This is a genomic window from Streptosporangium sp. CA-135522 (assembly GCF_050949235.1).
GTDB lineage: Bacteria > Actinomycetota > Actinomycetes > Streptosporangiales > Streptosporangiaceae > Streptosporangium.
Genome location: NZ_CP192026.1, coordinates 4,203,142 through 4,221,201, shown reverse-complemented (window position 1 = coordinate 4,221,201; position 18,060 = coordinate 4,203,142). Strand labels below are relative to the sequence as shown.

The 18,060-nt window shown below is 70.6% G+C and carries 17 protein-coding genes and 1 pseudogene; 12 read left to right on the top strand and 6 right to left on the bottom strand.

What is annotated here, in order from left to right; all coding sequences use genetic code 11:
• Positions 1 to 8 precede the first annotated feature (8 nt).
• Positions 9 to 752, bottom strand: coding sequence for an MOSC domain-containing protein (locus tag ACQPYK_RS19530; protein WP_433257128.1), 744 nt, complete (start codon positions 750 to 752; stop codon positions 9 to 11).
• Between the two features lie 26 nt (positions 753 to 778).
• Between ACQPYK_RS19530 and ACQPYK_RS19525 the strand changes: the two genes are divergently transcribed.
• Genes ACQPYK_RS19525 through ACQPYK_RS19515 form a run of 3 tightly spaced genes read left to right on the top strand, consistent with a single transcriptional unit; the run spans position 779 to position 3,035 of the window.
• The gene (locus ACQPYK_RS19525; RefSeq protein WP_433257126.1) at positions 779 to 1,456 is read left to right on the top strand and encodes an endonuclease V; all 678 of its coding nucleotides are present in this window, start codon (positions 779 to 781) and stop codon (positions 1,454 to 1,456) included.
• A 28-nt stretch (positions 1,457 to 1,484) separates the two neighbouring features.
• Positions 1,485 to 2,474: an ankyrin repeat domain-containing protein gene (locus ACQPYK_RS19520; RefSeq protein ID WP_433257124.1), complete on the top strand. Its 990-nt coding sequence runs from the start codon at positions 1,485 to 1,487 to the stop codon at positions 2,472 to 2,474.
• A 12-nt stretch (positions 2,475 to 2,486) separates the two neighbouring features.
• Complete coding sequence (locus tag ACQPYK_RS19515; protein WP_433257122.1) at positions 2,487 to 3,035, top strand: hypothetical protein; 549 nt, start codon at positions 2,487 to 2,489, stop codon at positions 3,033 to 3,035.
• A gap of 124 nt (positions 3,036 to 3,159) precedes the next feature.
• Here ACQPYK_RS19515 and ACQPYK_RS19510 read toward each other — a convergent pair whose 3' ends face one another.
• From ACQPYK_RS19510 to ACQPYK_RS19495, 4 genes are read right to left on the bottom strand one after another with little or no spacing between them, the layout of a single operon-like run.
• The gene (locus tag ACQPYK_RS19510; protein WP_433257120.1) at positions 3,160 to 4,299 is read right to left on the bottom strand and encodes a (Fe-S)-binding protein; all 1,140 of its coding nucleotides are present in this window, start codon (positions 4,297 to 4,299) and stop codon (positions 3,160 to 3,162) included.
• Positions 4,296 to 5,699: an FAD-binding oxidoreductase gene (locus tag ACQPYK_RS19505; protein WP_433257118.1), complete on the bottom strand. Its 1,404-nt coding sequence runs from the start codon at positions 5,697 to 5,699 to the stop codon at positions 4,296 to 4,298. The genes ACQPYK_RS19510 and ACQPYK_RS19505 overlap by 4 nt, the downstream gene beginning before the upstream one ends.
• A 30-nt stretch (positions 5,700 to 5,729) precedes the next feature.
• The gene (locus ACQPYK_RS19500; RefSeq protein WP_433257116.1) at positions 5,730 to 6,494 is read right to left on the bottom strand and encodes an SDR family NAD(P)-dependent oxidoreductase; all 765 of its coding nucleotides are present in this window, start codon (positions 6,492 to 6,494) and stop codon (positions 5,730 to 5,732) included.
• Positions 6,495 to 6,524: 30 nt separating this feature from the next.
• On the bottom strand, positions 6,525 to 6,680 hold the full coding sequence (locus ACQPYK_RS19495) for a hypothetical protein (protein ID WP_433257114.1): 156 nt from the start codon (positions 6,678 to 6,680) through the stop codon (positions 6,525 to 6,527).
• 573 nt (positions 6,681 to 7,253) lie between these two features.
• Here ACQPYK_RS19495 and ACQPYK_RS19490 point away from each other — a divergent pair.
• From ACQPYK_RS19490 to ACQPYK_RS19450, 9 genes and pseudogenes are all read left to right on the top strand, one after another.
• On the top strand, positions 7,254 to 8,084 hold the full coding sequence (locus ACQPYK_RS19490; RefSeq protein ID WP_433257112.1) for a fumarylacetoacetate hydrolase family protein: 831 nt from the start codon (positions 7,254 to 7,256) through the stop codon (positions 8,082 to 8,084).
• Between the two features lie 250 nt (positions 8,085 to 8,334).
• Complete coding sequence (locus ACQPYK_RS19485; protein ID WP_433257110.1) at positions 8,335 to 9,270, top strand: zinc-dependent alcohol dehydrogenase; 936 nt, start codon at positions 8,335 to 8,337, stop codon at positions 9,268 to 9,270.
• A gap of 13 nt (positions 9,271 to 9,283) precedes the next feature.
• Positions 9,284 to 10,576: an alpha-glucosidase/alpha-galactosidase gene (locus ACQPYK_RS19480; RefSeq protein ID WP_433257109.1), complete on the top strand. Its 1,293-nt coding sequence runs from the start codon at positions 9,284 to 9,286 to the stop codon at positions 10,574 to 10,576.
• A 2-nt stretch (positions 10,577 to 10,578) separates the two neighbouring features.
• On the top strand, positions 10,579 to 11,631 hold the full coding sequence (locus ACQPYK_RS19475) for an amidohydrolase family protein (protein WP_433257108.1): 1,053 nt from the start codon (positions 10,579 to 10,581) through the stop codon (positions 11,629 to 11,631).
• The gene (locus ACQPYK_RS19470; protein WP_433257106.1) at positions 11,628 to 12,554 is read left to right on the top strand and encodes a carbohydrate ABC transporter permease; all 927 of its coding nucleotides are present in this window, start codon (positions 11,628 to 11,630) and stop codon (positions 12,552 to 12,554) included. The genes ACQPYK_RS19475 and ACQPYK_RS19470 overlap by 4 nt, the downstream gene beginning before the upstream one ends.
• 12 nt (positions 12,555 to 12,566) lie before the next feature.
• Entirely contained in the window at positions 12,567 to 13,436 is an 870-nt protein-coding gene (locus tag ACQPYK_RS19465; RefSeq protein WP_433257104.1) for a carbohydrate ABC transporter permease, read from the top strand.
• Positions 13,437 to 13,464: 28 nt separating this feature from the next.
• Complete coding sequence (locus ACQPYK_RS19460; RefSeq protein ID WP_433257102.1) at positions 13,465 to 14,802, top strand: ABC transporter substrate-binding protein; 1,338 nt, start codon at positions 13,465 to 13,467, stop codon at positions 14,800 to 14,802.
• A 99-nt stretch (positions 14,803 to 14,901) separates the two neighbouring features.
• Positions 14,902 to 15,765, top strand: a pseudogene (locus ACQPYK_RS19455) (spherulation-specific family 4 protein); the annotation flags it as partial.
• A gap of 21 nt (positions 15,766 to 15,786) precedes the next feature.
• Entirely contained in the window at positions 15,787 to 16,785 is a 999-nt protein-coding gene (locus ACQPYK_RS19450; RefSeq protein ID WP_433258845.1) for a fibronectin type III domain-containing protein, read from the top strand.
• A gap of 84 nt (positions 16,786 to 16,869) precedes the next feature.
• Here ACQPYK_RS19450 and ACQPYK_RS19445 read toward each other — a convergent pair whose 3' ends face one another.
• Positions 16,870 to 17,922: an endo alpha-1,4 polygalactosaminidase gene (locus ACQPYK_RS19445; RefSeq protein ID WP_433257101.1), complete on the bottom strand. Its 1,053-nt coding sequence runs from the start codon at positions 17,920 to 17,922 to the stop codon at positions 16,870 to 16,872.
• Positions 17,923 to 18,060 lie beyond the last annotated feature (138 nt).

Below are 18,060 nucleotides of genomic sequence, written 5' to 3'. Positions count from 1 at the left end.
GTCGCACCCTAATTTCCCTCGGCCGCCGTCGCCGAGCCGGGTGCGGTGACGGCCGACCGGTCCCCGCGCCGGACGATCCCCGGCCTGGTCACCCTCACGATCACACCGAACTTGTTCTCGTGCTCCTGGATCAGCCATTTCTGCAGTGCGGGCCAGCGCTCACGCCCGTCGGGGTCCCAGCTGGGCACGGCGCACCGGATGCACGGCCCGGCGTTGTCCCCGGTCACCGCGAGCTCCACCTCGCCTACCGTGATCGTGGTGCCGGGACCCCAGTTCTCCTCGGCGAACGCGGGGGCGTCGAGTTCGAGGTGCAGGTTGGGGCGGAACCTGCGCAGATCGACGGACCGGCCGAGCTCCTCCTCCAACGCGGCCCGGGACGCCTCCAGGGTGACGAGCACGGTCGGCCCCCGGTCCTGCTGCCCGTCGGCCGCGCGCAGGCTCAGCGGCGTTCCGAGCGAACTCCCCAGCGCACCCGCCAGGCCGGGATCGTCCCACCTCCAGGTGGTCCCGTCCGGAGCGGTCAGCTCCGGCGCGCCGCCCGCGCCGTAGGCGCTGCTCCAGTGCAGCATTTCGGCCCGTTGCCGTACGGTGAGCACCTTGCCGGCGTGGTTGTCGCGCTCGTCGACCAGTGAGTAGGCGCGGTCGCCCGCCAGTCCCCGGTCGTCGAGCAGCCCTTCCTGGAGCTCCTCGCCTCGCAGCGACTTCACCGGCCACCTCAGCAGAAGCTGCAGACTCCCCCTGTGTTTCGTCATGCTCTAAAAATAGCGATCATGTATACATGAAGGTACAAACCCCCCGAACCATCCTGGAGGCGGAAGCGATCCAGGACGAGCTCCGGCCCCTGCTGGACCTGACCGGGCCGGGCCCTCTCCGGCCCGCCAGGGTCGCCGGGGTGGACGTGGCCTATGACGGGGAACGGCTCGCCGCGGCGGTGGCCGTGCTGGACGGCGCCACGCTGGAAGTCGTCGAGCAGGTGACCGTCGGCGGCCGGGTGGCCTTCGACTACGTCCCCGGACTGCTGGCCTTCCGGGAGGTTCCCGCCCTCCTCGACGCCCTCGGGCGCCTGAGCGCCGCCCCCGACCTGGTCGTCTGCGACGGGTACGGCCTGGCCCATCCGCGCCGCTTCGGCCTCGCCTGCCATCTGGGCGTGCTGACCGGCCTGCCCACGATCGGCGTCGGCAAGACCGCCTTCGTCGGCACCTATCCCGAGCCCGCTCCCGAACGGGGCTCCTGGACCGACCTGACCCTGGACGGCGACGTCGTCGGCCGCGTGCTGCGCACCCGCCACGGCGTCAAACCGGTTTTCGTCTCGGTGGGCCATCGCGTCGACCTCGACACGGCCTGCCACAACGTTCTCGCCCTGACCCCCCGCTATCGCCTCCCGGAGACGACCCGCGTCTCCGACCGGTTATCGCGTGCGACTTTGATCAAGGCCGAAAATGTCACCTTAGAGTGATTTGATCCACTCAGCGCTAAAGATTGGGATGACTGTGAGCGACGACGAGTGGGTCGGCAGCATGGGCGCCTGGAGCGACACGAACCTGGCGGAGATCCGGGAACGGCTGGCCGACGGATTCGATCCCGGCCAGCGGCTCTTCTGGCTGCGCTCGACACCTCTGCACCAGGCGGCCCAGGAAGGTGCGGTGAAGGTCATCGAGTTGCTCCTCGCCTCGGGGGCCGAGGTGGATCCCGCCGACCGGTACGGGGCCACTCCCCTGTGGGAGGCCGTGCGCCACGGCCAGGACGACGCCGTCCAGCTTCTGCTGGCCGCGGGCGCCGACCCGTGGCGGCCCTGCATCGCCGGGCGCTCGCCCGGACTCCAGGCGCTCTTCACCGAGCTCGCGGACCTGTTCACCGACCTTCCGGGAGTCCCCCGTATCAGTCCGCGGCTGCGTGAGCTCCAGGACACCGTCGACGAGATGATGTTCTCCTACGAGGACTACAACGAGGGGTTCTGCATCGCCTTCGTCGGCGGGGTGGCCGAAGACGAGGTCATCCGCCGCCTGGGCGCGGCGCCCGAGCTCTGCCCGCCGGTGGAGCCGGGCGCGTTGTGGGAGGCCGAGCACGCCTCCCCCGTCGAGCTGCTGCGGGTCGCCAGCCCGCCCGGCGGCGGGGTCGTGCTCTTTCAGACCGAGGGCGTCCTGCCGGTGCACGACGGCGTCGCCCGGCTGGTCACCGCCGGCGGCGGAGTCCTGGCGGGCGCCTTCCCCGTCACCGGCACCTCGGTCGACATCTGGCGGGACGGCTTCAACGTCGGCCGGCCCTCGGTTCACGAGCAGCTCAGCGAGGACAGCATGCTCGAGCTGTGGATGTGCCGCTTCGGTGACTGCGGCGCGCATCCCTCCACCTCCATGGAACGCATTCTGGCCCTGATGACGCTGCTGACCGCCACCTACGTCACCGAGGAATGGCTGTGGAGCGCCCCGGTGAGGCTGGTCCCGGTCCGACTGCGAAACGCCAGTGGAGATCGGTAGAGTCGCAAAACCATGAAAAAGCACACGATCACCGCGCTGTGGGAAGAGATCCCCGACGACGCCGACGATCTCGTCCTGGTGCGCGGCGGGTTCCGGCTCTACCTGTGCCTGTGCGGCAAGCACCTGGCCGACCGGGCCGCCGCGGAGGCGCACGCCGCGGAGACCAACCAGTGCACCACGTGCCTGGGATCGGCGACCGAGGAGATCGTGCCCGGCTTCTCCCAGGAATGCACGTCCTGCGCGGGAACCGGCCGGCGTAACGCGCAGCTCACCTGGGAGCTGGCCTACGTCGAGGCCGAGACCATGATCACCATTGGCCTGGTCCGCTCGCTGATCGCCCCGTTCACCGAGCCGTTCCAGCTCTCCCAGGTGGCCGATACGGTGCGTTCCGCCCTCGGACTGCCGGTCGGCCGCCTGCCCGTGGGTCCCCGCGTCCGCGACGTCCTGCGCCAGCTCGAGGCCGCGGGCGAGCTCACCCTGGTCTCCGCCCCGGACGAGCTGCTGCGGGGCACCACCGTCGTGCTCTACCGCGATCCCTACTGGCAGCACGCCCCCAAGTGAGCCTCCACCGCCCGCTCCCCTGAGCCGAGCGCCGGACCCGGTGGCCCGGGGGTCCCGGGCGTCCGGCGGCGAGCCGGGCCTTAACGATCCGCGGGCCGGGTCTGACGGTCCGCGGGCCGGGCTCTCAACGGTCCGCGGGCCGGGCCGAATCAGCCGCGAGCTCCGCCAGATGGACCACCCGCACGGCCGACTTCCTGCGGCGCAATCCCTGCTCCAGCTGGCGGTAGCAGCCGGGGTTGACCACGGCCACGTAGTCGATCCCGGCCGCCTCGATCTCGTCGAGTTTGGCGTCGAGGATCCGCCGGCTGTCTCGGGGGCGGACAAGGGCATAGCTGCCCGCCGCCCCGCAGCAGGTCCCCGCCGAGGGCAGTTCGACGTATTCGCCGAGTCGCTCCAGCAACGCACGGGGCTCACGCCAGACGCCCAGGCCGTTGCGCAGGTGGCAGGAGTCCTGCAGGGCGATGCGCGCGCGGGCGCGGACGCCGTCCGCGCCGGCGTCCGTACCGACGCCGGTGCCGGTGCCGGCCTCCCCGCCTCCTGGGCCGGCCGGGAGCACGTCCGCGCCGGTCAGATACTCCGAGATCTCCTTGACCCGGTCACGGCCGAGCACGTCGGCGAGATGGGCGGCGCAGCCGCCGGAGGTGGTGACGATCGTGCCGGGCAGCCGCTCGCCCAGTTCGACGGCCAGCTGCCGGCCGCGGGCGGAGTCGCCGTTGTGCGCGTGCAGCGCTCCGCAGCACCCCTGCGACGCCGGGGCCGCCAGCTCGGGGTGGAGCCGCCGGGCGGCCCTGCTGACCTTCGGGTAGAGGGCGCGTTCGAAGCAGCCGAGCATCAAGTGCGGGCCTGAGGAGGCGGGACGGGTGCGGGCGTGGCGACGGAGCAGGCCGAGCAGCCGGACGCGCCGGCGGGAGTCGATCGCGAACATCAGCAGCCGGACGATCAGGGGGCGGCGGGCGCCCTGCCACTGCCGGTCCCGCCACTCTTCGAGCAGCGCGCCGTACTGCACGCCCGCCGGGCAGACGGTCTCACAGGCCCGGCAGCCGAGGCAGAAGCTCGACTCCTCCTGGAGACGCAGGTCGTTGTCGGGCAGCGTGCCCTCCTCCAGGGCGCGCATCAGCGTGATACGGCCGCGCGGGGAGGAGGTCTCGTCTTTGGTCAGGGCGTAGGTGGGGCAGGCGGGGAGGCAGAAGCCGCAGGAGATGCAGCGATCGAGCAGCTCGGGGGTGAAGCCGTTCGAGAGCCCGGCTTCTCGGGATTCGTTCAAGAGCCCAGCTTTCCGGGGTTGAGGATGCCTGCGGGGTCGAAGGCCGCCTTGATCCGGCGCAGCAGCGCCATCTGGTCGGCGCCCAGCCGTTCGGTGAGGTAAGGCAGCTTGGCGGCGCCGACGCCGTGCTCGCCGGTGATGGTGCCGCCAAGCTCCATCGCGGCGCGGAAGACGTCGCCGAAGGCGCGGTGCGCGCGTTCGATCGCGTCGGTGTCGCCGGCGCCCACCACGCAGGTCGGGTGGAGGTTGCCGTCCCCGGCATGGCCGAAGGTGGCGATCGTGACACCGTGACGGCCGGCGATGGCGTCGATGCGGCCGACCATCTCGGCGATGCGCGGGCGGGGCACGCTGGCGTCCTCCAGGATGGTGACCGAGCCCAGCCTTGACAGCGCGGGCAGCGCACACCGCCGCGCGGCGAGCAGCGCCTCCGACTCCGCCGCCGCACCCGCGACGGTGGCCTCGAGCGCCCCCTCGCCGAGACAGAGTTCGGCCATGCGGGCCAGGCTCCGGCCGACCGGCGAGGTGTCGCCGTCGTCACCGAAGAGCAGCAGAGCCCCCGCGTCGGATCTGAGCCCGAGCCCGGCGTAGGACTCGACCGCGTCGATGCACTTGGCGTCCAGGAACTCCAGAGTCGCCGGGACGAGACCGGAGCCGATGATCCGCGCCACGGCCCGCCCGGCGTCGGCCAGGGTGGCGAAGTACGCCAGCCCGGTGCCGCTGGTCTCCGGGGCGGGGGTCAGCGCGAGGGTGGCCTCGGTGATCACGCCGAGAGTGCCTTCGGAGCCGGTGAGCAGGCGGGTGAGGTCGTAGCCCGCGACGTCCTTCCACAGCCGTCCGCCGGTGCGGATGACCTCGCCGGTCGCCAGCACCGCCTCCAGGCCGAGCACGTAGTTGCGCGTGACGCCGTATTTGAGGCCGCGCAGGCCACCGGCGCACGTGGCGACGGTGCCGCCGATCGTGGCCACGGTCCTGCTGCCGGGGTCGGGTGCGTACAGCAGGCCGTGCGCGGCGGCGGCGCCGGCCAGCTCGGCCGTGGTGACGCCGGGCTGGCAGACCGCGAGCAGTTCGTCGGCGCTGATCTCCAGGATGCGATCGAGCCGGGTCAGCACCAGGACGATGCCGCCGGCCAGGGGGACGGTGGCGGCGCACAGGTTGGACCCGGCTCCTCGTGGGACGACCGGGACGGCCCGCGCGCCGGCCAGCCTGAGCACCGCCGCGACCTCCTCGGTGGAGCCGGGGTGGACGACGGCGTCGGGGCGGGCGGAGAAGAGCGGGGTGGCGTCCCTGGCATAGGCGGCGACGTCCCCGTCGGCGTGCCGTACGTGATCGGCTCCGACGATCGCGCGCAGTTCGCGCAGTACGGTGGCGTCCATCTGCTCCCCGGGTGAGGCGGTGTTCACAGGTTCTCCTCGACGTACGGCGGCGCGGTGTCACATGATCGCGAGCTGGCCGCCGTCGATCACCAGCTCCGTGCCGTGGATGAACGCCGCGTCGTCGGAGGCCAGGAAGGCGTATCCGGCGGCGACCTCCTCGGCCAGGCCGGCCCGGCCGAGCGGGATGTGGTCGCGTTCGTAGGCGGAGACGAAGTCGTCGGTGAGCTCGGCCGAGATCGCCGCGTTCAGCGGGGTGCGGATGTATCCCGGGCAGAGCGCGTTGACGCGGATGCCGTGCCTGCCGAGCTCGACCGCCATGGTCTTGGTGAGCAGGAGCACGCCTCCCTTGGAGGCGTTGTAGTGGGCGTAGTCCGCCTCTGCGCCGAGCCCGTTGGTGGACGACATGTTGAGGATCACCCCGCCGGAGCCCTGGGCCACCAGGTGTCTGGCCACGGCCTGGGCGACCAGGAACATGCCGCGCAGGTTCACCGCGACGATCCGGTCCCAGTGGCCGGGGGTGATCTCCAGGAACGGCTCGCGCCAGGCGGTGCCGGCATTGTTGACCAGCACGTCGACGCCGCCCAGCGCCGCGACCGCGCCATCGACCAGTCGCGCCACGTCGGCCTCGGAACTGACGTCCCCCGCCAGCCCGCTCACCTCACCGAGCGGGGCGAGCTCGGCCACCGCCCGGTCGACCTCGGCCCGGTCCAGCCCGCCCAGGAAGACCCGCGCGCCCTCCTGGAGGAACCTGCGGGCCGCCGCGGCGCCGATGCCGCTGCTGCCCCCGCTGACCAGCACCCGCTTTCCCGTCAGTCCTCGCATCGTGTTCCTTCCTTTCACAGCACCGCCCTTTCACAGCACCGCGCCGCGGACGGCGACGCGCAGTTCGGTGACGACCCGGCCGACCTCGACACCGTGGGCGGCGGCCGCCTTCGCCATCTCCGCCACGTTGGCGCGGACCACGTCGAGGTCGATGACCAGCGCCGGGGTGTCGGGTTCGGGATACATCGGCGGGATCGCCCCTCTCGCTGTGCGGCACGTTCGGACCGAAACTAACATCAGTTCCGTATCACGATCCAGCATTCTGTTATTCGGAATTTACTGAGCGCTCCTGGCGACGACGCCCGGCTCCACACGGACGGCACCGGGCCACAGCCGGCGGGCGCGCGGGACGGTGCGGCCTTCCGCGAAGCCGGTCACGCGGCCGGCACGATCCGCTGGATACCTCCAGGAAACGGGGGGAAGTGGACGCGGCGGGCGCCGCGCGACACCCTCGGATCCCGCTGACGTCCGGCTCGCCGGCCGCGACGTTCACGGGGGCACCGAAGAGGCGCCTTCCGCCGGCCGGAGAGGAGGATTCGGTACGGGGCCTTACGGAAGCGCGGATCCACCGGCCAGATCGGCCGGAACCGCCGCACATCCCTTCCGTCTCCGGAGCCGCGTCTCGACTTCCTGACTCGCGACCCAGGGTCGTCCCTCCCATCTGGGGTGTTGCTGAGAACTCTTGACAGCCCCTCACCAAGGATGGTGTTCTGTCGCCAGTTCAGAATTGCATTCTGCAATGCGGAATAAGGAGAACGAATGAGGCTCGGCACGGTGCGCGTCGGCGAGGCCCGGCTCGCCGCGGTGGAGCGCGAGGGATCCTGGTACGCGCTGGAGGTGCCCGCCGGCACTCCCCTGGGGGCGGTGCTGGCCGCGGGAGCCGAGGAGACGCTGCGGCTGGGCGCCTCGGCGACCGAGCGGCTCGCGGGCGCGGTCCCCGTCGCACCGCTGCGGCCCGGCAAGATCGTGGCGATCGGGCTGAACTACCTGGACCACATCCGCGAGGCCGGGATGGACAAGCCGGAGCGCCCGCTGATGTTCGCCAAGTTCCCCTCCGTCGTGATCGGCCCCGACGAGCCGATCGTCATCGACGGCGAGCTGACCGAGCGGGTCGACTGGGAGGTCGAGCTGGCCGCCGTCATCGGCTCGCCGCTACGGCACGTGAGCCCGGCCGAGACCCTGGCGGGAGTGGCGGGATACACCGTGGCCAACGACGTGTCCGCCCGCGACCTGCAGTTCGCCGACGGCCAGTGGACGCGCGGCAAGAACCTGGACACCTTCTGCCCGCTCGGCCCCGTCGTCGTGACACCCGACGAGCTCGGCGACCCGCAGTCACTGCGGCTGCGCACGGTCGTCAACGGCGAGACCGTGCAGGACTCCAGCACCGCGGAGATGCTCTTCGGCATCGCCGAACTGCTGTCCTACTGCTCGCGCGCCTTCACCCTCGAACCCGGTGACGTGGTGCTGACCGGCACCCCCTGGGGCTGCGGCGAGTTCATGGACCCGCGGCGCTCGCTCCAGCCGGGAGACGTCGTCGAGGTGAGCGTCGAAGGCATCGGCACCCTGCGCAACCCGGTCACGGGCCGGTGACGGGCCCCGTGCCGGCCGCGGCACAGGCCGGAATGCCGGCCACAGCACACGCCACGGTGCGGGCCCCAGCACACGCCACAGCGCAGGCCCCAGTGCGAGCCCCAGTGCGAGCCACAGTGCGGGCCACAGTGCGAGCCACAGTGCGGGCCGCGATGCCGCGTCGCCCCCGCCCGGCCGGCCCCGCGTCACGCCCGACCCCCGAGACAGGAGTATCCGTGAGACACGCACATACGGCCGAAGGCGGGCTCCGGTGAGGGCTCTGGTGTTCACCGGGCCGGGCGCCGTGGAGATGCGCGACGTGCCCGAGCCCGAGCCCGGCCCCGGCGAGGTGCTGGTGCACGTGGTCACCTCCGGCATCTGCGGCAGCGAGCTGCACGGCGTCAAGACTCCGGGATTCCGGGTGCCGCCGCTGGTGATGGGACACGAGTTCGCGGGCCGCACCGAGGACGGCCGCCCGGTCATCGTGAACCCGATCCTCTCCTGCGGCCGGTGCGACCTGTGCGCGCTGGGACTGCGCAACGTGTGCAGGCAGCGGCGGATCGTCGGGGTGCACACGCCGGGCGCGTTCGCCGAGCGGGTCGCCGTGCCCGCCGACGCACTGATCCCCCTGCCCGAGGGCCTCGGCTGGACGGCTGCGGGCATCGCCGAACCGGCGGCCAACGCCGTACACGCCTGGGCGCTGGCCGGCGCTCCGGCGGGGGCCCAGGTGGGCGTCATCGGCGCCGGCGCCATCGGCCTGGCCTGCCTGCAGGTCGCCCGGTCGGGCGGGGCCGGGCGGATCGAGATCGCCGACCGGTCCGAGGACCGCCGTGCGATCGCGAGCCGGCTGGGCGCCGACGCGGCCGTGCCCGAGCTGACCGGCGAGTACGACGTGGTCTTCGACGCGGTGGGGGCGGCCGCCACCCACGAGCAGTCGCTGGCCCGCCTGCGTCCCGGCGGGATCGCGGTGTGGCTGGGCCTGGCGGACAGTGCCGCCGGCTTCGACGCCGCCGACCTCGTACGCGGTGAGAAGCGGGTGCTCGGCTCCTTCGCCTATCGCGACGCCGACTTCGCCGCCGCGGTGGACATGGTCGGCGGCTGGGACCTGAGCTGGGTCGACACCTTCCCGCTCGCCGAGGGCGCCGAGATCTTCACCACGCTGATGAACGGCCACACCACTCCCGTCAAGGCACTGCTCACCCCCTGAATCGAGGTACCCCATGGCCCGGATCGTCCTGGTGGGCGCCGGTAGCATCACCTTCGCCAAGAACCTGCTCTCCGACATCCTGACCTTTCCCGAGCTGGCCGAGTCGACGATCGTGCTGCACGACATCGATCCCGCGCGGCTGGCCACGGCCGAGGCGATGGCCACCTGGATGGTCGCCGAGCTGGGCGTCGGAGCCAGGATCGAGGCGCACACCGACCGCAGGGCCGCGCTCGACGGCGCCGACTACGTGATCAACGAGATCGCCGTCGGCGGTCTGGCCGCCGTACAGCGCGACTTCGACATTCCCGCCAGGTACGGCGTGCGCCAGACCATCGCCGACACCCTGGGCATCGGCGGCATCTTCCGGGCCCTGCGCACCATCCCCGTGATGGTCGCCCTGGGACACGACCTGGCGGAGCTCGCCCCCGACGCGGTGCTGTTCAACTACACCAACCCGATGTCGATGATCCCCTGGGCGGTCTACGCGGGCACGCCCTTCCGCAACGTCGTGGGCGTCTGCCACGCCGCCCGCGACACCCAGGCGACCCTGGCCAGGATGGTCGGCGTGCCGGAGGAGGAGGTCTCCTTCCTCACCGCCGGCGTCAACCACCAGGCGTTCGTGCTCCGCTTCGAGCGCAACGGGGAGAACCTGTACCGGCGGCTGGACGAGCTCATCGAGGCCGATCCGGATCTGCAGCGCAGGGTCCGCATAGAGATATACCGAAATTTCGGTTATTTCCCGACGGAGTCGAGCGAGCACGGCTCGGAGTACCTGCCCTGGTTCCTCTCCAAGGCCGACGAGGTCGAGCGCTACCGCATCCCGGTCGGCGTCTACCTCGACTGGCTGGCCGACGGCTTCGCCGAGTACGAGTCGCAGAAGCGCTCCCTCGACGAGGGCAAGGGCGTGACCATCGAACGCGGCGACGAGCTGGCCACACTGGCCATTCACTCCATCGAGACCGGCACTCCCCGCCTCATCCACGGCAACGTCCGCAACGCCGGGCTCATCGCCAACCTCCCCGCCGACGCCTGTGTCGAGGTGCCCTGCCACGTGGACAGGTCGGGGGTGCGGCCGACCGCGATCGGCGAGCTGCCCGCCCAGCTCGCGGCCCTCAACAGAACCACGCTCAACGTGAGCGAGCTGACCGTGAAGGCCGCCCTGGAGGGCCGCCGCGACCACGTCTACCAGGCGGCCCTGCTCGACCCGAACACCGCGGCCACCCTGCCGGTGCGCCGGATCCGCGAGCTCGTCGACGAGCTGATCACCGCCCACGGGGACCTGCTGCCCGAAGGCATCAGGAGCTGACCATGTGCACTCCCGATCTCCCGCTCTCCCGCTACCGCCCGGTCTCCCAGCTCCGGGTGCCCGTCCACCACGTCGACCGCGCCCGCCTGCCCGTCGTGGACGCCCACATCCACCTCGGCCGCTGGCTCACCGAGGACGGCGACTGGATGGTCAAGGACGTGCCGGCGCTGCTGGAGACGATGGACGAGCTCAACCTGCGCGGCATGGTCAACCTCGACGGCCGCTGGGGCCGGGAGCTGGCCGAGAACATCCAGCGCTACGACGCCGCCCACCCCGGCAGGTTCGCCACCTTCTGCCACGTCGACTGGTCGCAGACCGCCGAGCCGGGGTTCGGCGAGCGGCTGGCCGCGCAGCTGCGCGCGTCGGTCGCCGAGGGCGCCGTCGGGCTGAAGGTCTGGAAGGACGTCGGCCTGCACGTGCGCGACCACGACGGCGAGCTGGTCATGCTCGACGACGTACGGCTGGGCCCGCTGTGGGCGGCCGCCGGTGAGCTGGGCATTCCGATCGCCCTGCACACCGCCGACCCCGTCGCCTTCTTCGAGCCGATCGACGAGCGAAACGAGCGCCTCGAACTGCTCGCGGCCCGTCCGGACTGGGCCTTCTCCGGCCCGCGGTTCCCGCCGTTCGAGCGGTTGATGGAGGCCCTGGAAGCGATGGTCGCCGCCCATCCGGCCACCACCGTGATCGGCGTGCACGCCGGATGCTGGCCGGAGAACCTCGGCTGGGTCGGCCGGATGCTCGACGAGCACCCCAACTTCCACATCGACATCGCCGCCCGCATCGCTGAGCTCGGCAGGGCTCCACGCGCGACCCGGGAGCTGATCCTGCGCCACCCGGACCGGGTGCTGTTCGGCACCGACGAGATCCCGCCGAACCCGGAGGTCTACCGGATCCACTTCCGTTTCATGGAGACCGCCGACGAGGCGTTCGCCCACTCCCTGGACGACCCGCCGCTGATGGGCCGCTGGACCATCAGCGGCCTCGACCTCCCGGACGACGTGCTGAGCCAGGTCTACACCGGCAACGCGCTCAGGCTCGTGCCGAGGCTGGCATGAACACCCAGGCGCTGACGCGGGCCGTACCGGCGCTCGGCAGGCGGCGGCACAGCGCCGAGGGCGGCCAGGGCGGGGCGGCGCTGCTGTTCCTGCTCCCCGCCCTGGCCGGGTTCACGCTCTTCTACATCTATCCCAGCGTGCGCGGCGCGTGGATCTCGCTCACCGACTGGAACCTCCTGTCGGACCCGGAGTTCACCGGGATGGACAACTATGCCGAGCTGGCCGTCGACCCGCTGTTCTGGCGGGCGCTGCTGCTCACCGGTTACAACACCGTGCTCAATCTGGTCGGCCAGCTCACCCTGGCGCTGCTGCTGGCCGCGCTGATGCACCGGCTGACCAAGTCGGTGGTGCTGCGGGCGATGCTGCTGCTGCCCTGGCTGGTGCCCAACGTGTCCATGGCGCTGCTGTGGCTGTGGCTGCTGGACGCCAACCTCGGCTTCGTCAACCAGCTGCTCTCCTCGCTGGGTCTGTCCACCCACGGGTTCTTCAGCTCCCCCGGCGAGGCGATGCCGACCGTGGCCGCGGTCACCACCTGGGCGTCGGTCGGCTACGTGGCCCTGCTGCTGTACGCGGGGATGATGCAGATCCCGACGCAGGTCTACGAGGCGGCGGCGATCGACGGCGCGGGAGAGATCCGCACCTTCTTCCGGGTCACCCTGCCGCTGCTGCGGCCCATCCTCGCGCTGGTGCTGGTCGTCTCGGTGATCGGCTGCTTCCAGATCTTCGACACCATCGCGGTCGCCACCAAGGGTGGCCCGATCAACGCCACCAAGGTCATCTATTACTACATCTACCAGGAGGCCTTCACCCACTTCCGGATGGGCTACGCCTCCGCCATGGCCCTCAGCCTCGTGCTGGTCCTGGGCACCCTCACCTACCTGCAGATGCGCCTGATGCGCGCGTCCAGCTCGGACCTCGGTTAGGAGGCGGTCGCGTTGCGCGCCGGCCGTACCTTGGCGTGGACCGTGATGGCGATCGCCGTCGTGGTCACCGTGTTCCCGTTCTACTGGATGGTCCGCACCGCCTTCACCGACGCCGGACACCTGTTCACCGACAACTTCTCCCTCGTCCCCGGGCACCTGACGCTGGCCAACTTCAAGCGGGTGCTCGGCCTGTCCACGGTCGCCGAGGCCCAGGCCGCCGGAGGTTCGGGAGCCTCCCTCGACTTCCTTCTCTACCTGCGCAACTCCATCGTCTACACGACGGTCGTGGTGGTGGCGCAGACCATCTCCTGCGCGCTGGCCGGATACGCGCTGGCCCGGCTCCGGTTCCGCGGCAGGGAGGCGGTCTTCTCGATGTTCGTCGCGTCGCTGATGATCCCGCCGATCTTCACGCTGCTGCCGAACTTCGCCATGGTGCGCAGCCTCGGGCTGCTCAACACCTTCGCCGGGCTCGTCGCGCCGATCCTGCTCATGACCCCGTTCACCGTCTTCTTCCTGCGGCAGTTCTTCCTGTCGCTGCCACGCGAGGTCGAGGAGGCCGCCTTCATCGACGGGGCGGGGCTGTGGACCATCTTCTGGCGCGTGGCGCTGCCCATGTCGAAGGGGCCGCTCATCACGATCGGCATCACCAACGCCGTGTGGGCGTGGAAGGACTACCTCTGGCCGCTGCTCGTCGGCCAGGAGGAGGGCACCCGCGTGCTCACCGTCGCGCTCGGCGTCTTCCTGCAACAGTCCCCGAACGCCCGTCCCGACTGGACGGGCCTCATGGCCGGCTCGGCCCTGTCCGTCGTGCCCGTGCTGCTGCTCCTGCTGGTCTTCGGCAGGCGGCTGGCCAATTCCCTTCAGTTCACGGGCATCAAGTAAAACCCTCGTCACGAGGAAGGACCCCCCAATGTCCAGGTCAGTTCGTCTCGCCCCGGTCGTGATCGCCGCGGGTCTGCTCGCCACAGCGTGCGGCGGCGGCGCGAAGGAGGGCGGCGGCCCCGTCACCCTCACCTACGTCATGTGGGCCGACAACCAGGTGCCCGCCTACCGGCAGTGCGCCGACGCGTTCACCGCGAAGAACCCCGGCATCACCGTCAAGATGAGCTCGGTGGCGTGGCCGCAGTACTGGCAGAACCTCACCACCCAGGTCGTCTCCGGCACCGCCCCCGACGTCTTCCGCGACTCGGTCGCCTATTATCCGCAGTTCGCCAAGAACAACCAGATGCTCGACATCGGCGAGCTGGTCGACAGGGACAAGATCGACCTCGGCCGGTACCAGAAGGGGCTGGCCGACATCTGGGTGCGCGACGGCAAGCGCTACGGCCTGCCGCTCGACTGGGACACCATCGGGGTCTTCTACAACAAGGACCTGGTGTCCTCGGCGGGGGTGAAACCGGCGGACCTCGCGAACTGGACGTGGAACCCGCAGGACGGCGGCACGTTCGAGAAGACCATCGCCGCGCTGACCGTGGACGACAAGGGCCGCAGGGGCACCGACAAGGGGTTCGACAAGGACCACGTCAAGGTGTACGGCATCGCCCCCGATTACAACACCGGGGCGCTCGGCCAGACCTCGTGGGCCGGGCTCGCGGTGAGCAACGGGTTCAAATACCTCGACAAGAACCCCTTCGGCGGCAAGTACTTCTACGACGATCCCAAGCTGGCCGAGACCATCGACTGGTTCGCCGGGCTGATCAGGAAGGGGTACGCCCCGCCGTACGACAAGCAGTCGGCGCTCGGCGGCGACGCGGTGCTCCAGGCGGGCAAGGCCGCGATGACCATGGCGGGGTCCTGGATGTCCAAGACCTACCTGGACAGCAAGACGCTGAAGCTGGCCGTGGCCCCGCTGCCCGCCGGCCCCCAGGGCCGCAAGTCTCCGATCAACGGCGTCTCCGACGCCATCTACACCGGAACCAAGCACAAGGACGAGGCCTGGCGGTGGGTCAAGTTCGTCGCCTCCGCCGAGTGCCAGGATCTGGTCGCCGCCACCACCGAGGTGCTGCCGGCCATCAGCACCTCCTCCGACAAGGCCCTGGCGGCCCACGCCGCGGCCGGACGGGACGTCAAGCCCTTCGTGGACGAGGCGAAGGCACCGGACGGCACGTTCCTGCTGCCCATCACCGACAACGCCGACCGGGTCACCGAGATCATGGACAACGCGATCTCCTCGGTCTACCTCGGCAGGTCGGATGCGAAGACGGCGCTCACCGCCGCCAACACCGAAGTCAACGCCCTGTTCCAGTGACCCGGTTCCGGTGACCCCGGTTCCGGTGACCCCGGTTCCGGTGACCCCGGTTCCGGTGACCCCGCCCGGGCGGCCCGCCCGCGGCCTCCGCGAAAAGAGATGTTCCCGCAGGAGAGATGTAGGAGAAGCATGTCCAGCACAACCTGGCACCGGTTAGCCGGCGTCACCGCGCTCGCCCCCGTCGTCGCGTCACTGTTCGCCTTCGCCCCCGCCCCGGTCCAGGCCGCGGGCGCCACCCTCGGCCAGGAGGTCGCGGTCCCGGCGTACTTCTATCCCGGAGGCGCCTCGGCCACCTACTGGGACCAGATGACCACCGCGGGCAGCACACCGTCCGTCGCGGTGGTGAACGTCTTCAACGGTCCCACCAACGCGGTCAACCCCGACTACGCCACCGCCCTGGCCAAGGCGCACAACGCCGGCGTCAAGGTCATCGGCTACGTGGACACCGGCTACTTCGGCACCTCCCAGACCCCCCAGGCCACCCGGCTCGGCTCGACCCAGGCCTAGGACTGGCGGGCGCAGATCCAGCTCGACGTCGACAACTGGTACAAGTTCTACGGCAGCAACATCGACGGCATCTTCTTCGACCAGGCGCAGAACGCCTGCGGCCCGGCCGGCGGCGGGGACGCGTGGGTGGACCTCTACCGCGAGGCCAGTGCCTACGTGAAGAAGTACCACCCCGGCGCGATCACCATCCACAACCCGGGCGCCCCACCCGCCGCCTGCTTCCAGGACTCCGCCGACATCCTCGTCACCTTCGAGAGCGACTACGCCACCTACCTGAACCCGCCCGCCAACCTGGCTCCGCCCGCCTGGCAGGCCGCCTACGACCCCAAGCGCATCTGGAACCTGGTCTACAACGTGCCCGACCAGGCGGCCCTGTCCACGGTCATGGCCAAGGCGAAGGCCAACAACGCCGGATACGTCTACATCACCGACGACGTGCTGGACAACCCGTGGGACAAGCTGCCCGACACCTCCTACATGTCCGCGCAGTTCGCGGCGGCCAAGGGCACCGGCGGCGCCACCCCGGCGGCCCCGGCCACCCCGACCGCGAGCCAGGTGAAGGCCACCGGCCTGCGGCTGAGCTGGACCTCCGCCGCCTACCCCGGCGTGGTCGGCTACGACGTCTACCAGGGGTCCACGAAGATCGGCACGGAGGCCAACTTCACCCCGAACGCGACCATCTTCGAGGTGGAGGGGCTGTCGCCCTCGACCGCCTACACCTTCTCGATCCGCGCCAGGGACAAGGCGGGCAACACCTCGGCCGCGAGCGCGGCGGTCCCGGTGACCACCGCGGCCAAGAGCGCGACCGCGCCCACCGTCCCCGGCACCCCGGTCGCCTCCGAGGTCGGCCCGACCAGCGTCCGGCTGACCTGGACCGCCTCGACCGACGCGGACTCCGGTGACCACGTCGACTTCTACGACATCTTCCAGGGCGGCGTCCGCATCCTGTCGCTGCCGGAGTCCGTCACGACCGCCCACTTCGGCGGGCTGAGCGGCGGGCAGGGTTACTCCTTCACGGTGAAGGCGCGCGACACCACCGGCAACTCCTCGGCGGCGTCCGGCGCGGTGAGCATCACCACGCCCAACCCGACGCCCATCGGGACCCCGGTGGCGGCGCTGAACGCGACCACCGCCACCTACACCCTCCAGTACAACCTGCCCTACGACCTGCACCTGGTCTTCATCGACACCGACGACAACCCCGCCACCGGCTACACCGTGCCCGTGCCCGGGGGCGGAGTCGGGGCCGACTACATGATCCAGAACGGGTCGCTCCACCGGTCCACCGGCACGGGCTGGGGGTGGACGACCGTCTCCGGCATGAGCCCGCTGATCTCCAGTTCGGGAGGCCTCTACCAGTGGTCGGTGCCGACCTCGGCCTTCACCGGCGCGGGCACCACCCACAAGGTGGTCTTCAACGGCACCGGCACCTCGCCCGAGGTCTACTCCGCCGTCCTCGCCGTGACGAAGAACTGATCGTGGAACAGAGCCGAAGGAACGGCTGAGACGACAAGGCCCGCTTCCGGTGAATCCGGAAGCGGGCCGGTCGGCCTTGGCCGGTCAGCGACAGGGCTTGTAGGGCTGGTTCTTCAGGGAGTAGTCAGAGGCCTTCTTGATGGCGTTGAAGTTGAGCGTGGCGGCGTTCGCCTTGGTGCAGAAGTTCGACGGCGAGGTCTTGTACTCCACCTGGAACACCGGCTTGCCCGCCTGGACGAAGCGCTTGAGCTCGTCGCACTCGTCGAACTGGAAGCACTCCTCGTTGACCGCATAGTCGAAGCTCGACACGAGGTCGGGGATCTGGCTGAGGTCGTTCTTGAGCGCCACGGACAGGCCCTGCGCGTGCGCCATGTCGGCCAGCGCCCGGTTGTAGACGAGCTGGGTGGCCGCGCTGACGTTCCAGCCGGTGACGGAGGCTCCTTCCTCGTGCGCGTGCACCACGTCGAACTCCACGCCGTCGAATCCGGCCGCGGCGCACTTGGCGACTCTGGCCTTCATCATCTGCAGGAGGAAGTCACGCTGGCCCTTGTCGTTGTTGATGTTCGCCCAGCGCTCGTTGGGGAACTCGTCGCTGAACGGCTTGCCCAGCAGGGAGTTGCCGTGGCTCTTGTGCCAGGTGAGGAACTGCTGGTAATCGGGGCGGAAATCCTCGATCGACCCGGCGTCGATGTAGCAGATCGCCTTGGCGCCTCGCGCGTGGATCGCTTTGACGGCGGCGGTGTTGGGGGTGGTGTTGTTGCCGGCGACGGCGGCGTCCACGTAGAGGTCGATGTCGAACACGGTCGGCCGGACACAGGCGCCGCCCGTCTGCGGGGTCACGCAGATGCCGACGTCGATGCCGCCGGTCGAGGCGTAGGTCGGATTGCCCTCGAGCTGGTACTGCCAGCGGCTCTGCACCGGCGGGCGCCAGAGGGCGGCGCTCGTGGCGGCGCCGGCCGTCGCCGACGAGACGGCGGCAGTGGAAGCGGCGGCAGTGGAGGCGGGGGCGCCGGCCGTCGCTGCGGAGGCGGCGGTGCCGGAGGCCGCGATCGGGGCCAGGACCACGGTCGTGGCCACGGCCAGCCGCGCCACGAAGCGCAGCGGGGCCGAGCGCAGGGATAGGGGGTTGACCTGCACGCTTACCTTCTTTCTTTCCGTATAGCGGAATATCATTCTGCGATCAAGAGAATCGGGGAACGGGTGAGCTCGTCAAGTTTTCCCCGACTTCGGCAGATGCCCAGCGGACGCCCGAAGAAAGGCGACCGCCCCTGAAAC

What these genes read in the sequence shown, in the direction of transcription:
- ACQPYK_RS19530 (WP_433257128.1), bottom strand. Translation starts at nt 752, where the DNA reads ATGACGAAACACAGGGGGAGTCTGCAGCTTCTGCTGAGGTGGCCGGTG.
- ACQPYK_RS19525 (WP_433257126.1), top strand. Translation starts at nt 779, where the DNA reads ATGAAGGTACAAACCCCCCGAACCATCCTGGAGGCGGAAGCGATCCAG.
- ACQPYK_RS19520 (WP_433257124.1), top strand. Translation starts at nt 1,485, where the DNA reads ATGACTGTGAGCGACGACGAGTGGGTCGGCAGCATGGGCGCCTGGAGC.
- ACQPYK_RS19515 (WP_433257122.1), top strand. Translation starts at nt 2,487, where the DNA reads ATGAAAAAGCACACGATCACCGCGCTGTGGGAAGAGATCCCCGACGAC.
- ACQPYK_RS19500 (WP_433257116.1), bottom strand. Translation starts at nt 6,494, where the DNA reads ATGCGAGGACTGACGGGAAAGCGGGTGCTGGTCAGCGGGGGCAGCAGC.
- ACQPYK_RS19495 (WP_433257114.1), bottom strand. Translation starts at nt 6,680, where the DNA reads ATGTATCCCGAACCCGACACCCCGGCGCTGGTCATCGACCTCGACGTG.
- ACQPYK_RS19490 (WP_433257112.1), top strand. Translation starts at nt 7,254, where the DNA reads ATGAGGCTCGGCACGGTGCGCGTCGGCGAGGCCCGGCTCGCCGCGGTG.
- ACQPYK_RS19480 (WP_433257109.1), top strand. Translation starts at nt 9,284, where the DNA reads ATGGCCCGGATCGTCCTGGTGGGCGCCGGTAGCATCACCTTCGCCAAG.
- ACQPYK_RS19475 (WP_433257108.1), top strand. Translation starts at nt 10,579, where the DNA reads ATGTGCACTCCCGATCTCCCGCTCTCCCGCTACCGCCCGGTCTCCCAG.
- ACQPYK_RS19470 (WP_433257106.1), top strand. Translation starts at nt 11,628, where the DNA reads ATGAACACCCAGGCGCTGACGCGGGCCGTACCGGCGCTCGGCAGGCGG.
- ACQPYK_RS19460 (WP_433257102.1), top strand. Translation starts at nt 13,465, where the DNA reads ATGTCCAGGTCAGTTCGTCTCGCCCCGGTCGTGATCGCCGCGGGTCTG.
- ACQPYK_RS19450 (WP_433258845.1), top strand. Translation starts at nt 15,787, where the DNA reads ATGTCCGCGCAGTTCGCGGCGGCCAAGGGCACCGGCGGCGCCACCCCG.